The sequence below is a fragment of the Dolichospermum sp. UHCC 0260 genome, from assembly GCF_009711985.1.
GTDB lineage: Bacteria > Cyanobacteriota > Cyanobacteriia > Cyanobacteriales > Nostocaceae > Dolichospermum > Dolichospermum lemmermannii.
This window is the reverse complement of the sequence record NZ_VIKZ01000073.1, coordinates 1-16,723: the sequence shown is the minus strand read 5'-3', so window position 1 is coordinate 16,723 and position 16,723 is coordinate 1. Positions and strand designations below refer to the sequence as shown.

The 16,723-nt window shown below is 37.0% G+C and carries 13 protein-coding genes and 1 tRNA gene; 10 read left to right on the top strand and 4 right to left on the bottom strand.

The annotated features are described in order from the left end of the window. Nucleotides 1–52 precede the first annotated feature (52 nt). Both FJR08_RS20930 and FJR08_RS20925 read left to right on the top strand, forming a co-directional pair. On the top strand, nucleotides 53–3,532 hold the full coding sequence (locus FJR08_RS20930) for an AAA-like domain-containing protein (RefSeq protein ID WP_168634432.1): 3,480 nt from the start codon (nucleotides 53–55) through the stop codon (nucleotides 3,530–3,532). 15 nt (nucleotides 3,533–3,547) lie between these two features. Beyond that, nucleotides 3,548–4,651 (top strand): cellulase family glycosylhydrolase, encoded by a 1,104-nt coding sequence (locus tag FJR08_RS20925; RefSeq protein ID WP_148765976.1) that lies wholly within the window; start codon nucleotides 3,548–3,550, stop codon nucleotides 4,649–4,651. Between the two features lie 29 nt (nucleotides 4,652–4,680). On the opposite strand, the gene FJR08_RS20920 is transcribed toward FJR08_RS20925, so the two are convergent. Next, nucleotides 4,681–5,553: a tRNA (5-methylaminomethyl-2-thiouridine)(34)-methyltransferase MnmD gene (locus tag FJR08_RS20920; protein WP_168634431.1), complete on the bottom strand. Its 873-nt coding sequence runs from the start codon at nucleotides 5,551–5,553 to the stop codon at nucleotides 4,681–4,683. Nucleotides 5,554–5,697: 144 nt separating this feature from the next. On the opposite strand from FJR08_RS20920, the gene FJR08_RS20915 reads away from it, so the two are divergent. From FJR08_RS20915 to FJR08_RS20900, 5 genes are all read left to right on the top strand, one after another. After that, nucleotides 5,698–6,513 carry a sulfurtransferase gene (locus FJR08_RS20915; protein WP_168634435.1) on the top strand — a complete coding sequence of 272 codons (816 nt, stop codon included), beginning with the start codon at nucleotides 5,698–5,700 and terminating at the stop codon, nucleotides 6,511–6,513. Then, nucleotides 6,494–6,619: a hypothetical protein gene (locus tag FJR08_RS24085; RefSeq protein WP_256369742.1), complete on the top strand. Its 126-nt coding sequence runs from the start codon at nucleotides 6,494–6,496 to the stop codon at nucleotides 6,617–6,619. Before FJR08_RS20915 ends, FJR08_RS24085 begins: the two co-directional genes overlap by 20 nt. 76 nt (nucleotides 6,620–6,695) lie before the next feature. Then, nucleotides 6,696–8,075, top strand: coding sequence for a glutathione-disulfide reductase (gene gor / locus FJR08_RS20910; protein ID WP_168634430.1), 1,380 nt, complete (start codon nucleotides 6,696–6,698; stop codon nucleotides 8,073–8,075). Between the two features lie 79 nt (nucleotides 8,076–8,154). Then, nucleotides 8,155–9,129, top strand: a complete 975-nt coding sequence (dcm, locus tag FJR08_RS20905) for a DNA (cytosine-5-)-methyltransferase (RefSeq protein WP_168634429.1) — start codon at nucleotides 8,155–8,157, stop codon at nucleotides 9,127–9,129. A 264-nt stretch (nucleotides 9,130–9,393) separates the two neighbouring features. Continuing rightward, nucleotides 9,394–10,533, top strand: a complete 1,140-nt coding sequence (locus FJR08_RS20900) for a histidinol-phosphate transaminase (protein ID WP_168634428.1) — start codon at nucleotides 9,394–9,396, stop codon at nucleotides 10,531–10,533. A gap of 176 nt (nucleotides 10,534–10,709) precedes the next feature. Here FJR08_RS20900 and FJR08_RS20895 read toward each other — a convergent pair whose 3' ends face one another. After that, the gene (locus tag FJR08_RS20895) at nucleotides 10,710–11,306 is read right to left on the bottom strand and encodes a GNAT family N-acetyltransferase (RefSeq protein WP_174783195.1); all 597 of its coding nucleotides are present in this window, start codon (nucleotides 11,304–11,306) and stop codon (nucleotides 10,710–10,712) included. An 871-nt stretch (nucleotides 11,307–12,177) separates the two neighbouring features. Here FJR08_RS20895 and FJR08_RS24325 point away from each other — a divergent pair. The 3 genes from FJR08_RS24325 to FJR08_RS20880 all read left to right on the top strand — a co-directional run bounded on the left by FJR08_RS24325 (nucleotide 12,178) and on the right by FJR08_RS20880 (nucleotide 13,161). Next, complete coding sequence (locus tag FJR08_RS24325) at nucleotides 12,178–12,510, top strand: pentapeptide repeat-containing protein (protein ID WP_168634427.1); 333 nt, start codon at nucleotides 12,178–12,180, stop codon at nucleotides 12,508–12,510. Between the two features lie 50 nt (nucleotides 12,511–12,560). After that, nucleotides 12,561–13,040, top strand: a complete 480-nt coding sequence (locus FJR08_RS24320; RefSeq protein WP_168634426.1) for a hypothetical protein — start codon at nucleotides 12,561–12,563, stop codon at nucleotides 13,038–13,040. A gap of 50 nt (nucleotides 13,041–13,090) precedes the next feature. Continuing rightward, nucleotides 13,091–13,161: transfer RNA gene (locus FJR08_RS20880), tRNA-Gly, on the top strand. Between the two features lie 161 nt (nucleotides 13,162–13,322). Here FJR08_RS20880 and ndhD1 read toward each other — a convergent pair. Beyond that, complete coding sequence (gene ndhD1, locus FJR08_RS20875) at nucleotides 13,323–14,891, bottom strand: photosynthetic/respiratory NAD(P)H-quinone oxidoreductase subunit D1 (RefSeq protein WP_323294611.1); 1,569 nt, start codon at nucleotides 14,889–14,891, stop codon at nucleotides 13,323–13,325. 340 nt (nucleotides 14,892–15,231) lie between these two features. Then, nucleotides 15,232–16,723: helicase-related protein (locus FJR08_RS20870; protein WP_168634425.1), on the bottom strand; the 1,492-nt coding region annotated here is incomplete at its 5' end.

Genomic DNA, 16,723 nt, shown 5'->3' with positions numbered 1-16,723 from the left:
AAATTCTAAATTCTAAATTCTAAATTCTAAATTCTGCATTCTTTTAAATAGTATGACAAATTTCAACTACTACAAACTCGGAGGCAGTCTAGAATATCAGCATCCTACTTATGTGATTAGACAAGCTGATTCTGACCTCTATGAAGGCTTAAAAACCGGAGACTTGTGTTATGTTTTAAACTCGCGGCAAATGGGTAAGTCGAGTCTGCGCGTACATACTATGAAACAGCTTAAAGAAGAAGGAATAAAATGTGCATCAGTTGATTTAACTAGAATTGGTAGTCATGTTACACCTTCTGAATGGTATGGAGGATTGGTTTCTGAGTTGTTGCGGGGTTTTGGTTTGTCTAAAAAAGTGAATTTTGGGACTTGGTGGAGAGAACGGGAATTTTTACCACCTAAACAACGATTAAGTGAATTAATTGATGATGTACTATTAACAGAATTTCCTGGAAAAATTATTATTTTTATTGATGAAGTTGACAGTATTTTAAGGATAAGTTTTAAAGATGATTTTTTTGCCTTTATTCGTGCTTGTTATAATCAACGGGCAGATAATCCAGAATATCAACGGCTCACCTTTTGTTTATTAGGAGTAGCAACTCCCTCTAATTTAATTGCTGATAAAAATCGCACACCTTTTAATATTGGTAGAGCTATCGAATTAAATGGATTTCAATTAAATGAAGTAGAATCCTTAATGCAAGGTTTAGAGGACATAGTTGCTAGACCACAGGCAATATTATCAGAGGTGTTAAAGTGGACTGGAGGACAACCATTTTTAACGCAAAAACTTTGTCAATTAATTTGTATTTCTAATAATTCATTTCCAGAGTTTCAGGAAAATGAATATGTAGCAAAATTAGTCCAAACTCAAATTATCGAAAATTGGGAAGCACAAGATGAACCAGAACATTTAAAAACTATCCGTGATCGAATTTTACAAAGTTCAGAAAATCAAACTGGACGATTATTAGGATTATATCAGCAAATATTAAACCATGGAGAAATAATTGCCGATGATAGTCCTGAACAAACTCAATTACGACTAACAGGATTAATTGTTAAACAACAGGGAAAATTGAGAATTTATAATTGCATTTATGCGGAAATATTTAATCAAATATGGCTAGATAAAGTCTTAGCAAATATTCGACCTTACTCTCAAAATTTAAATATTTGGGTGAGTTCCAATTTTCAAGATGAGTCGCGGTTATTGCGTGGTCAAAGTTTACAAGATGCTCGTAATTGGGCAGCAGATAAAGGTTTAAGCGATTTAGATCGTAAATTCTTAGATGCTAGTCAGGAATTAGAAAAGCGAGATATTCAGAAAAAATTACAAATAGAAGCAGAAGCATCTGGGATTTTAGCAACAGCAAATGATGTTTTATTAGTAGCTAATCAAAAAGCTAAAAAACGGATTCAAATAGGAGGAGGAGTATTAGTAATTAGCATAGTTACAGTGATGTCTACTGGAATTTGGGCAAATAGAATGATTAAGGATATACAATTAGAAAAAATCACATCTTTGAGTATATCTTCCCATGCTTTATTAAACTCAAATAGAGAACTTGATGCTTTGATTGCAGCCATAAAAGCAGCTAGACAATTAAAATCAGCAACTTGGACAGATGCTAACACTAAAGAATCTGTAAAATTAGCATTACAAAGAGCAGTTTATAAAGTCAGAGAACGAAATCGTTTAGAAGGACATAATGATGCTGTCAGAAGTGTAACTTTTAGCCCAAATGGAAAAATAATTGCTACTGCTAGTGAAGATAATACAGTTAGACTATGGAATATCAATGGCAAAGAAATCAGAAGATTTATTGATAATAATCAAAGGTTTAGAAATGTTAAATTTAGTCCAGATAATAAAATAATTGCGGCTATAAGTGCAAATAATACTATCAAAATATGGCAAATAAATGGAGAAAAATTAATCACTTTAAAAGGACAAGATAACCAAGATAATTTCATGAATAGTCTTTGTTTTATTCCTGATAGTAAAATCCTTGCTGCTCCTAGTCAAGACAATACTATTCAACTTTGGAGTATTGATGGACAAGGAATTAAAACTCTCAAAGGTCATAAATTTCCTATTTGGAGTATTAGTTGTAGTCTTAATAGCAAAAACATCATTACGGCTGATTTAGGGGGATTTATAATTATTTGGAGTGCAAATGGAGAAAAAATTAAAACCTGGAAAGCAGGTAATCAATCTATTTTTGATGTTAGTTTTAGTCCTGACGGAAAAACCATAGTTACTGCGGGAGGAGACACTACTATTAAACTTTGGAATTTAGATGGAAAAGAACTCAAAACTATTGGCAAACATGATAATTATGTTACTAGTGTTAGCTTTAGCTCCGATGGTCAGACGATCATTTCTGGTAGTGCTGACAACACAGTTAAATTGTGGAGTATTGAAGGTAAAGAATTGAAAACTCTCAAAGGGCATAATAATTCTGTTTTTAGTGTGAGTTTTAATCCCGATCATAAAATTATTGCCTCTGCGAGCGCTGACAATACAGTTAAACTTTGGAATCTTGATCAAGAACCCAAAACTTTAATTGGACATTCTGACTCTCTTTGGGCTATTAATTTTAGTCCCGATGGTAAAATCATTGCTTCAGCAGGAGATGATAAAACTATTCAGCTTTGGAGCATTGATGGTCAAAAACTTAAATCTATTAGTCCCAACAGTAATCTTGATTGGAATCGGATTTGGAACATTACCTTTAGTCCCGATGGTAATACAATTGCTACTGTAGGTTTTGATCAAACGGTTAAGATTTGGAGTCTTGATGGTGAAAACATTAAAACTTTTCAAGGACACAAAGATCAAGTTATTGATGTCAACTTTAGTCCTAACGGTAAAATTCTGGCAACTGCTAGTTATGATGGTACGGTTAAACTATGGGATATAAATAATCAAGAACTGAGAACTTTGATAGGAAATGGTGGTAGGGTTCGTAGTGTTAATTTTAGTCCTGATGGCATGATGATTGCTTCTGGTCATCATGACGGGACAATAAAACTTTGGAATTTAGAGGGAAAAAATCTGAAAACTTTCAAAGGACATAATAGTTATATCACTAATGTTCGTTTCAGTCCTGATGGTAAGACAATTGCCTCTAGTAGTCAGGATAAAACGATTAAACTCTGGAGTTTAGAAGGTCAGGAAATCAAAACTTTCAAAGGTCATACTGCGGGAGTTACTAAATTTAGCTTTAGTCCTGACAGTAAAATTCTAGCTTCTGCTAGTTCTGATGGCACAATTCGACTTTGGAGTGTAGAAAATGGTCAAGAAATTAAAACTCTTGAAGGACATGGTTATGCTTTTTTGAATGTTAACTTCAGTCCTGATGGCAAAAAAATTGCTACGGTAAGTGATGATGGACTTGTGGAAATCTGGAATGCCGAAACTCTCGATTTTGATCATCTAATTGATCGGGGTTGTAACTGGTTAGATAATTATCTCAAAAACAATTCCCAAGTCAGCAATATTGATAGAAATATTTGCAATTAAAACAAGGATTTATTTATGAATCGTCGTCAATTTTTAACTTGGTTTGGAGTTAGTTTCGCTGCTAATTTATTGTTTTCTTATGAAGCTGTTGCTAAGTTGGTTAAGTTCAAAAAAAACCGTCAAAAAATTAATCGCAACACTCCTCAAAAAACTACTTTTTATATCCAGGGTAGAAACCTATATGATCAGCTTGGCAACAAAGTAATTCTGCGCGGAGTTAACAAAATGTCTGTATGGGATGGAGAAGATCCCACTGGCAGTATTTCCTTCCCAGAAATTCGCAAAACGGGGGCAAATACAGTCAGAATTGTTTGGGCTATCACAACTCAACAAGGGACAACAGATATTAATGTCCTGGATCAACTGATTAACAATGCCATAAATAATCAACTTATTCCCATGATTGAGTTACATGATGCCACAGGAGAATGGAATCGTCTTCAGACATTAGTTGATTACTGGGTTCAGCCTAATGTTGTCAATTTAATCCAAAAATATCAACAATATCTATTAGTTAATATTGCCAATGAAGCTGGAAATGATCAGGTAACTGAAACTCAATTTATTAATGGTTATACAACAGCTATTCAATCTATGCGAGCCGCAGGAATTCGTACTCCTTTAGTAATAGATGCTCCCGACTGGGGTAAAAATCTCGGCATCCTCGATGCTACTGCATCTACTTTACTCAAGGCTGACCCAGACAACAATTTACTGTTTTCAGTTCACCTTTATTGGGGTATATCTAATGGTGCTGATGCTAACTTTGTGCGATCGCAGTTGCAAAAGTCAGTTAATCTAGGTTATCCCCTCATTGTCGGCGAGTTCTCCAAATTTGGAGCTTATGCTGGTGAAAATAAAAGTGGATGTAGTTCAGATGGAGAAATTGACTACAAAACCATCTTAGAAGAATGTCACAAACACGAAATTGGCTGGTACGCCTGGGAATGGGGGCCTGGCAACGGTTATAATGATCCTCTTTGTGCTACTATGGACATGACTCCTGACCGTTTGTTCCAGAATCTCAAGCCAGGATGGGCAACTGAAGTAGCAATTTCCAGCCCTTATAGTATCAAAAATACCTCTGTTACACCTGCCATCATGACTTCCAGGATTTAGGCCGATTCCCAGCAGAGTGTCTTCAATCCCTATCTTCGCCACCTTTTGCGCCATTGTGAACTTGATTCCAATGTAGAAACTTGCACTTCTTCTTGTCGTCTTTTGAGTATCATTGCAGCGGTATCACTTAAACTAGGATCTCGATAAGGAATAGCAGCACGAGTTCGTAAATGTTCTGCTTCAGCTTGTGAAAGAGGCGGTAAAGAGGATATAGTTGATTCCTCACCATGTTTGGGATGTCCAGCAATAGTCCCTGGAGTCCGTCTTCCTATCGGTGGAGTAGAACTGACAACCAAACCCGCAGCTAACAATGCAGTCCTTACGGCCGCAGCACAGGAATAAGTAGCCAGCAACCCATTTGGGTGTAAACACTTTGATACTTTTTGGATAAATTCCACTGTCCATAATTGTGGACATTGCGGAGGTGAAAAGGGATCAAGAAAAATTGCATCTGCTTGAAAACCCGATTCATGTACTTGGAGAATTAAGCTTCTAGCATCACCAATTAGTAAAGTAGCTTGCAAATAATCTATGTGGATTTGATGTGCAAACGCTATTTGAGTTAAAATTTTTATATATTTGTCGTCCCAACCATTGAATAAGTGATGGTTAATTGCCGCCTGGGGGACAATGGGATTTAGTTCTAAGCCAATTACTTCCACACGGCAACGAGGATTTACTTGCCAAATTGTCTGTAAAGCTGCCGCTGTATTGTATCCTAGACCATAACAAACATCTAGCAGCCGCACAAATCCCGTTTCGGCTAATATTGGTAATCGAGTCGGAACAGCAAACTTCAGGAAACTCTCTTGTTTTGCTCCATAGTGACTATGAAAGGCTTCATTAAACTCTGTGGAAAAAAAGGTAAAAGAACCATCTTGCGTTTGTTGGGGTGTAAACATTTTAGGAGTTTAGGAGTTCAGGAGTTCAGGAGTCAGGAGTCAGGAGTCAGGAGTCAGGAGTCAGGAGTCAGGAGGAAGAAGAAAGAAGAAAGAAGAATAGTTTTCACCAATTACCAATTACTAATTACCAATTACCAGTTACCCATGAATAATCAATTTATTGTTTCTCCACAATGGCTGTTGGAAAATCTCAATAATTCTCAAGTTGTGATTGTTGATTGCCGGTTTTCTTTAGCTGATGCCGAATTAGGAAAAAAACAGTATCAAGCTAATCATATCCCAGGCTCTTATTATTTAGACTTAAATCAAGATTTATCTAGTCCTGTACAAGAACATGGGGGCAGGCATCCTTTACCAAATACCACAGAGTTAGCCGAAAAATTATCAGCAATTGGGGTAAATTCTCAAAAAACTTTAGTAGTAGCTTATGATGATTCTCGCTTGGCTTTTGCATCTCGTTTATGGTGGTTATTGCGGTATTTAGGACATGAACAAGTAGCTGTTTTAGATGGTGGCTTTGACCGTTGGCAAAAAGCAGGTTATACTGTTACAGATATAATTCCTACTGCTGCAAGAGGAATATTTATTCCCCAAATCCAAAAGGATAAAGTTGTAGATTTTACTTATGTAAAAAATCACAAAGATAGTCTAGATGTAGTTTTAGTAGACTCCAGAGAAGGAGAACGCTATCGTGGAGAAAGAGAACCAATTGATAAAATTGCTGGACATATTCCCGGTGCTGTTAATTATCCTTGGCAAGAAATAACTGATACTTTTGGTTGCCTACTTCCTCCGGCAGAACAATCTCAACACTGGCAAAATATAGATACAAATAAAGAAATTTTAGTTTATTGTGGTTCTGGTGTGACGGCTTGTGTAAATTTACTTTCTTTAGCTATAGCTGGAATTCCCACCGCTAAACTTTACGCTGGTAGTTGGAGTGATTGGATTAGTTATTAGTCAGTTGTTAGTAGGGGCGAAGCATTTGGAAGATAAATTATCGGTCATTGCCAAAAATAGTTCTCCAAATGCTTCGCCCGTACAGTTGTTAGTTGTCAGTTGTTAGTTACGTTAGATTAAATCTAGGCAACTTGACTATATATAGTTGAATAGTCTATTTTTAGTGAAAAAAGTAGAAATTTATGACTTTTGATTACGACCTGTTTGTGATTGGTGCTGGTTCTGGGGGTTTGGCTGCTTCTAAACGGGCGGCTAGTTATGGTGCAAAAGTGGCGATCGCCGAATATGATTTAGTTGGTGGTACTTGCGTAATTCGCGGTTGTGTCCCCAAAAAACTCATGGTTTATGGTTCTCACTTTCGGGCTCAATTCCAAGAAGCCGCAGGTTATGGTTGGACAGTGGGAGACGTAAAATTTGACTGGGAACATTTTATTACATCCATAGATAACGAAGTTAACAGACTTTCCAAACTTCACATCAGCTTTTTAGAAAAAGCCGGAGTAGAACTAATTTCCGGTCTTGCTAGTTTTGTAGACCCCCACACAGTCGAAGTGAATGGTAAACAATATACAGCCGCGAAAATTTTAATTGCTGTCGGTGGTCGTCCCATTAAACCAGAGATTCCAGGTATAGAACACGGTATTACCTCCAATGAAATCTTTCACCTGAAAACCCAACCCAAACATATCGCTATCATTGGTTCTGGTTATATTGGTAGTGAATTTGCTTGTATCATGGGCGGTTTAGGTTCAGAAGTCACGCAAATTATCCGCAAAGAGCAAATTTTGAACGGTTTTGACCAAGATATCCGCACCAGTATCCAAGAAGGAATGACGAATCATGGTATTCGTATTATCCAAAATACTGAAGTGACAGCAATAGAAAAAGTAGACGCAGGACTGAAATTAACCTTATCGGGAGAAAACCAAGAACCAATCATTGCTGATGTATTTTTAGTAGCCACCGGTCGCAGTCCCAACATAGAGGGGTTAGGCTTAGAAAATGCCCAACTTGACTGTGTTCCCAGTTCTGAAGAAGAACCAGGATACAGCACCTCAAATGCAATTTCCGTCAATGAATATAGTCAAACTTGCCAACCCCATATTTATGCTGTTGGTGATGTCACAGACCGCTTAAATTTAACACCCGTGGCTATTGGAGAAGGACGTGCTTTTGCTGATAGTGAATTTGGCAACAATCGTCGCGAATTCAGTCACGAAACCGTAGCTACTGCCGTATTTACCACCCCAGAAGCGGCTACAGTGGGTTTGACAGAAGCCCAAGCTAGGGACAAATTCGGTGATGATAATATCAAAATTTATCGAACTAGCTTCCGCCCCATGTACTACACTTTACCGGGTAAGCAAGAAAAAACCATGATGAAGTTGATAGTAGATACTAACACTGATAAGATTTTAGGCGCTCACATGGTGGGAGATAGCGCCGCAGAAATTATTCAAGGTGTCGCTATTGCTGTGAAAATGGGGGCAACTAAAGCTGATTTTGATGCCACTGTAGGTATTCATCCCTCAGCAGCAGAGGAATTTGTTACCATGCGATAATTGTATTTGGTAGGGGTTTAGCACTGCTAAACCCCTAAAATTGTGATAGGTTTAGTTTGCATATATTTCATCAAAGTGAATGATCAAGTTTATAGACTTATTTAGTGGTACAGGTGGATTTAGATTAGCAATTGAAAGGATTTGTCATAATTATAAAATTCCATGCCAATGTGTTTTTTCTAGTGACATTGATATAAATGCCCAAAAAATATATTTAGAAAATTTTGGAGAAACACCCATAGGAGATATTACAAAAATTGATGAAAATGATATTCCTGACCATGATATACTATTAGGTGGTTTTCCTTGTCAACCTTTTAGCATTTGTGGAGAACTGAAAGGATTTGAAGATACTAGAGGAACATTATTTTTTGATATTGCCAGAATTATTAAAAATAAACAACCTTCAGCTTTTATATTAGAAAATGTCAAACAACTAAAAGGACATCAACAAGGGCAAACATTACAAATAATTATTAATACATTAAAAGGTTTAGGATATTATACAGATTATCAAATTCTTAATGCTCTTAATTTTGGTTTACCGCAAAAACGAGAAAGGATTTTGATAGTCGGGTTAAAAAATCAAACTCATCATCATAATTTTAATTGGCCATTAATCAAAATGCCTATGCAGCCTTTATCAGAAATATTAGAAAAATCTGTTTCTGACTTTTATTACGCATCTGAAAAAATTCGCCAAAATCGTTTAGAAAAAGTCAAGCTTAATCAAAAATATGATCAACCAACAATATGGCATGAAAATAAATCTGGTAATATCAGTGTATATCCTTATTCCTGTGCATTGAGAGCAGGAGCATCTTATAATTATTTATTAGTCAATGGAGAAAGAAGATTAACAGAAAGAGAAATGTTAAGATTGCAAGGTTTTCCAGAATCTTATAAAATAGTAGGAAGTTATCAAACCATGCGAAAATTAACTGGTAATGCCATCGCTATTCCTTGTGTTGCTACTGTGATTGATTCTGTAATTAATGCAATATTAGTAAATCTGAATGTTAAAAGAATGCAGAATTTAGAATTTAGAATTTAGAATTACGTTTTGCAACGGGGATTTTACCCCGACGCAAAACCCGCTGCTTGTAGAAGCAGGGGACTTTAACCCCCAAAGGTAAGTTAAAAAATTTTCTCGTTCCCATACTCTGTATGGGAATGAATTATAGAAGGCTCTGCCTTCATTTTCCATAACAGTAGAGGCAGAGCCTCTGTGATAGTATTCCCAGTCAGAGACTGGGAACAAGGTATATAATCACCAATCACCAATCACCAATCACCAATCACCAATCACCAATAACAAATGCTTAAATTTATCCGTTCCGATTTATCCAAACTTAACGCTTATAAAGCTCATCCTGGTAGTGATAATGCCGAACCAGTCGCTATTCAATTTGACCGATTAGATACTAATGAAAGTCCCTTAGATTTACCACCAGAAATCAAAGAAAAATTAGCTTGGACTTATCAACAACTTATTGAAACTAATCGTTATCCTGATGGTGGACACGAAACCCTCAAAAATGCCATTTCCCAATATGTCAACGAATCGGCAAATCTGGCAAATTCAACTTTCACCGCTGATAATATTTCCGTTGGTAATGGTTCAGATGAATTAATTAGATCCCTATTAATTGCCACCTGTTTAGGAGGAGAAGGTGCTATATTAGTTGCCAATCCTACCTTTTCCATGTATGGAATTTTGGCGCAGACTTTGGGCATTCCTGTGGTTACAGTCGGGAGAAATCAAAGCAATTTTGAAACTGATTTAGAAGCAGCTAAATCTGCCATTGCCCAAACACAAAATCCCCCTATTCGCGTCGTTTTTGTCGTTCACCCCAATTCCCCCACAGCTAATTGTTTAACAACAGCAGAACTAGAATGGTTAAAAAGTTTACCAGAAGAAATTTTAGTAGTTATTGATGAAGCTTACTTTGAATTTAGTCAAACTACTTTAGCTGCGGAATTATTACAACATCCTAATTGGATAATATTACGGACTTTTTCCAAAGCCTTTCGTCTTGCCGCCATGCGTGTAGGTTATTGTATCGCACATCCAGATGCGATCGCTATTTTAGAAAAAGTCCGTCTTCCTTACAATCTTCCCAGCTTTTCCATCGCTGCTGCCCTCATAGCTTTAGAAAATCGGCAACTTTTACTAGAGTCAATTCCCCAAACCCTGAGTGAAAGAACCAAAATGATCACAGCTTTATCAACACACCCGAATCTAGAAATTACACCCAGCACCACCAACTTTATTTACTTGCGTGTTAAAACTGATGATGCTCACTCACTAGTTACAATTTTAACAAATCTTAACCAAAAACTCAGAAGTCAGGGGACTCTGATTAGACTTCTACCCAATGGCTTACGAATCACTATCGGCACACCAGCAGAAAACACGCGCACAACAGAGCGAATACAAATTGCTTTACATGAATAGGGAATAATTATTCTCCATTAATTATCAAGATCAATACCTATGCGGCGAACTATTATTGCAGTTTGTGTCAACACACCAACCAAAATAGCAAAAGCTTCATCTGGAATATTAACAACTATTTCTGCGGGGAAAAAAATTCAAACTGATCAATACAAAAACTGACTCAGTGACTCCTGCTATATTCGTTTATGTAGTAATATCTGACGTGAGCGACTGAGAAAAAGTGCATTCCAAGGGGATTCAACTTTATATACCCGATATGCCAACTTAAAATAAAGCTGACGGGCTTGATGATTGTTTTCCAAAACATGGAGATACAAGTCTTGAAATCCCCATTCTTGGGAGATTTGCTCACAGCGAACCAGTAAACTAGCACCTACACCCAATCTGCGGTAACTGGGGTGAACAGCTAAATTAGATAGATAAGGGAAACCTGGATTTATACTAGTCCAAGCATCAGTAATCCTGACACCCATTTCTATAGTTCCCATAATTTTCTGATCTTCACTGGCAGCATCAACAGCAACCAAACAAATATGATGGCTTGTGGGAGACTGAAGACGATGCCTGAGATCTTCATAAATACCCATACGAAACAAAGCGAAAGTCCAACCCCATAAACCCTGCTGAGAGTGAAAGCTTTGCGCCACAATTTGAGCAATATTCATGAGATCATCAGGTGTAGCTACACGAATTTGGAGTTGTCCAACAGGTAGAGTAGCGGTTTCTGATCTGGCTTGGGGTTGGGTAGGGTTAAAAAACCAGGATTTCAAAGCTAGTTGGGGATTAATTTGATTAATAGCAGGGGACAGAAAGATTGAAAGTGTTTTGGGGACTCACTTTTTTGATGACTGTCCGTTCTCACCTACCTGGCAACAGCTATAACAGGATATTTTCCTAGTACCTTTGCCAATTATAACTAAATGGTATCTTAAAGAAAACAATTAGTTAATCATTATGTAGTTAGAGTAACTTATCATCAAGGTGGTAAAACCGATCTAACCGAAATATCTGAGCGGATTCGAGCTAAAAAATTTCCCTACTTGGGAACTAAAGAAGCTGATGGGATAGGTACTGAGTAATGGATAATAGAATCATAACCTAGAATAATACTCAATCCTGGGGGACATTTTACCTAAAAGGACAACGCCTTATTATTAGTTGTGATTGCTGATTGCTAAATTTAGAAAGAGGTGTTTCTTTAATAGTATACTTTGGCTATAAGTCAACCTGATGTATTATTCATAACGCTACCATCTTTACTAAAAATTTTGGCAATTCTTTCTTTAGTTAGATCCAACTTTTAAATTAACATGATACCAACCGTTACAAATAATCATTTAAATGATAGTTCAATTACATCTAAAAACTTCAAACGACATACTGATCCTCCTTGGTTATGGACTTTTGTTTGTATTGGTTCTGTGTCTCTTCATTTATTAGTATTTTGGTTAATGCGTTCATCAAATGAGTTTCAAGCGTGGTTTCCCCAGTCTAACCAAAGTTCGATTCCCATTGACTTAATCGAAATTGCTTCTGAACCAAAATCTCAAATCAAAACCCAATCAACAACTCCAAAGATTAAACCACAATCTTCTTTTTCAACTTCACCAAAATCAGCATCTGTTAAACTCAGTAATCAAGATGATGCTGATTCTAGTGTTAATTTACCAGAACAAGATAAATCTGAACAACCTGAAGTTAGAAAACCTGAAGTTAGAAAACCTGAAGTTGAAAAACCTGAAGTTAGAAAACCTGAAGTTGAAAAACCTGAAGTTAGAAAACCTGAAGTTGAAAAAACTGAAGTTAGAAAACCTGAAGTTGAAAAAACTGAAGTTGAAAAAACTGAAGTTGAAAAAACTGAAGTTGAAAAAACTGAAGTTGAAAAAACTGAAGTTGAAAAAACTGAAGTTGAAAAACCACCAGTTAGACAACAATCATATCCAACAAACCCAACACCAGAACCAACATCAATAATTCCCGAAAGTGAACGTCCTTGGAATAATCGTCAAGAAGTTAAACTAGGAGTGGGAACTCTTCTTCCCAAAGATATTCCTGCTGATTCCCCAACTCCCACAACAGAACCTTCCCTAACGGCTAATAGAGGGGGTGCTATAGCTACCGTCAGTCCTATACTGAAAGAAGAAATTAGTGAATTAATACAACAAAAACAACTGATAGCAGATGCTTTACCAGATGTTCTGGCTGAATATAAAGGAAGTACAGAAAAGGAATTAGAGGCTGGTATACTTCCCAGCGACGAGGATTTGAAACCAGCAAATATACTGGCTAGTTTAATAATTGATAAAAATGGACAATTTCAACAAGCGATAGTGATAACGATTGAACCAGCCGCACTCCGCAGCCAAGCAAATATTTATGAACAAGCACTTAACCAGATATTTGCACAAGAGAGTTTTCTTGCTGCTTATAATCAAGATGGATCAAAACCCGATTTGAGCAATTTATATATTCGTCTTAAAATTAAACCCATAAATTCTCCATAGCTACTTGCAATTTGATAAAAGCTATGTTATCTTAGTTAAGTCAGAAGCACGCGGGTGTAGTTTAGTGGTAAAACTCCAGCCTTCCAAGCTGATCATGCGGGTTCGATTCCCGCCACCCGCTTTTGAATGAAAGCTTTTAAAACTTATACTCAATACTGCTTAAGCGTTCCTACATTTTATGTTTAGTGATCGCCGATATAGATTAGCTTTGCGTCTTTGCTCTTTAGCGTCTCTGCGCGAAACAAGGGTAGGCATAAAACCCACCCCAGTTGTAATTATAAATTAATTACCAATTATCGGCGCAGTCAAAGAAACATTTTCCACCGCTTTATTTGCTAATAACGTGGGGACAGAATCACGCAATCTTGCTGTTAATTGTACAGTTGTCGCGTCATACATTTGCGTTAGCAATTTGGGATAAAAACCAATACCAATAATAGGTATCAACAAACAAGCAATAATAAAGACTTCGCGGGGTTCAGCATCTATTAAATTTTGATGAGAAACCAACTCTTCATTCTCTTGTCCGTAGAAAATCTCGCGCAACATTGATAGTAGATAAATTGGCGTTAAAATCACACCAACAGCCATCAAGAAAATGACAATAACTTTGAATGTTGGGTTATAAGCATCGCTAGTGGCAAAGCCCACAAATACCATTAATTCGGCGACAAAACCGCTCATTCCTGGTAATGCCAAAGAAGCCATGGAACAAGTTGTAAACATGGCGAAAATCTTCTGCATCTTCTTACCGACACCACCCATTTCATCTAACATTAAGGTGTGTGTGCGATCATAAGTTGCACCGACTAAAAAGAACAAACTTGCCCCAATTAATCCGTGAGAAACCATTTGTAAAACTGCCCCACTTAAACCCAAATCAGTAAAAGAGGCAATCCCAATCAGAACAAAGCCCATGTGGGAAATTGAAGAGTAGGCAATTTTCCGTTTTAAATTCCTCTGGGCAAAGGAGGTTAGGGCAGCGTAGATGATATTTACTACCCCCAAAACTACTAATGCGGGTGCAAAATAAGCGTGGGCATCGGGTAGCATTTGGGCATTCATGCGAATTAAGGCATAACCACCCATTTTTAGCAAAATACCTGCTAGTAACATATGCACCGGCGCTGTAGCTTCACCGTGGGCATCTGGCAGCCAGGTATGGAGGGGAATAATCGGCAACTTGACAGCGTAGGCAATCAGGAAGCCAGCGTAGAGTAAAAGTTGTAAATTCAGGGCGTAGTCTTTCAATGCGAGCGATCGCATATCAAAAGTCACAGTATCGCCATAAAATCCCATTGTCAAGGAAGACAGTAAAATAAACAGCGAACCACCAGCAGTGTATAAAATAAATTTAGTTGCTGCATATTGACGCTTTTTACCGCCCCAAATTGATAGCAGGAAGTATATTGGCACAAGTTCCAGTTCCCACACCAGGAAAAATAACAGCATATCCTGGACAGCGAAAACCGCAATTTGACCACCATACATTGCCAAAATGAGGAAATAAAATAATTTTGGTTTCAGCGTTACTGGCCAAGCTGCTAAAATCGCCAAAGTGGTAATAAACCCGGTCAAGAGAACCAAAGGCATGGACAAGCCATCAACCCCTAATGACCAATTTAAACCCAACTGTGGAACCCAGGGATAACTTTCCACCAGTTGCAAATCGGGATTAGCGAAATCGTAGCTAGTATAAAAAGCGCAGACAATTAGGCCAAAATCTATCAGCCCCACAGTGAGAGAATACCAGCGCACCGTTTTTCCGTCTTTATCTGGGATGATAGGAAGCAGCAGTGACGCGGCTATGGGAAATAAAATAATCGTCGTCAGCCACGGGAAATCAGCTATATTCAACATAATCAATCTGTAATTAAAATCATGTTTGGCAAAAATTCATTATCTAGTGACTTCTGAATCAAGTTAAATAAACGATTACAGCTACAAGATTAACGTAAATGCTCAAACCAAGTTCAAAATAAGTTAATTTTATTTATTTAAGTCTTTAACATCAGGAATTAGGTATTGGTTTTCCTCCCATCATCCCCAATCTACAGAATTATTTTATGATAGTTCTTCCTTATCAATTTTATGATAACAAATTTAAAACCGAATGTCAACCCCCACATTCTCTATTTTTTGTCTAAAGCACAGATGTGTTCTCCTGATAAGTTACATTTTGTCAAAAAAATTAGCTGCGTTTCCCCTGGTTCTGAACTAACCGCAACAATTCTGCAAACAAGGGTTCTCCAAAATTCATGAGAATTAAAGAAGGTATTTCATCAAATACATCTGGGTAAAAAGTAATCATGTATTCCCGGTTTTTATAGGTAAATAGCCACGTTTTTTCGTCTTTTGGCTGAAAAATCACCCCAGTAGATTTTAAAATTGTTGATGTGGTAAATAAATGTTCAATGGTTTCTGGTGTAAAAGGAGTAGGTGGAATAGGCTTTTGAATTTCCGCTAAATCAGCATCTAAATCCATTGTTACCATTGCTTCAATTCCTGAACGGAGAGGTGCGTTTAATACCGAGTCAAACTCAGACATTAATACATCCTCTTCTTCTGGATCTGCACTCATCGCAGCTTGTTCAATGAAAGTGGGAACTTTAGCTAAAATGGGTTGGAGATTACCAACAACTGTAGCAAAGGCGTTAATGCGATCGCGCAATTTTCTATAAACTTTTGCTTCTACAGTGCCATCATAATAAAAATTGTGAATGCGGACAGTAGTATATCTTTGTCCAATTCTATCAATTCTGCCTATCCGTTGTTCTACTCGCATGGGATTCCAGGGCATATCATAATTGATTAATACCCCACAATTTTGCAAATTTAATCCTTCTGATGCAGATTCCGTACAAAGTAGAATTTTAATTTCATCCTGGCGAAATTTGCATTTAATTTCTTCTTTAGGAACTACACACCAAGTAGGTTCACTGTTCCCTGTTGAATGTTGAGTGTTAACTTTTAATAATTCCCCACCACGTCCAGAATAACAAGCTACTTGACTACCATATAATTCTTTTAAAGCATCTCGTAAATAGTCCATTGTATCTGTGTATTGAGTAAAAACAATAGCACTTTCTCTTTGGCTTAATTCTTGACGTAAGATCTGAATAAAATGGGAAAGTTTGCTATCTTCTCCTGTATTTTCAAATTGCTGTAATAAATCTTCTAAATATTGAATTTCCTGGGGGTCTACTTCTTCAAAGAAAGATTCCATTCCCGAAATTACTGCATCATTAGCTTCATCAATATCGGCATAATCATCTTCTGTAATAAAACTGCCTTGTTTAGTTAATAAACAATCTAAACCCCGTTGTAAAGATGCTTTGATAGCGTAGAATGAACTGGTTAAACGTTTCCTGTACAAAGTCATTAAAAAACCGCGACAGGTACGCTGATCTTTTTGTGCTAGTCTGTAAAAATGACGGACATAATTACTAACAGCTTGATAAAGCGGAACTTCACGGTTAATTTCTAAACTAATGGCATTATCTTGCACAATTCTACTAGGAATATCTTGGGCTAATAATCCACGTTGATAATATTGTCTCAATGTATCGCGGGTATGACGAAACATCAAATCTTTTAAAGGAGTATTAACTGTTAAATATTGTCGGGAAGTATTGATAAAATCTTCATCTGCTAATAATTGTTTATGATTAGAAATTTTCTTA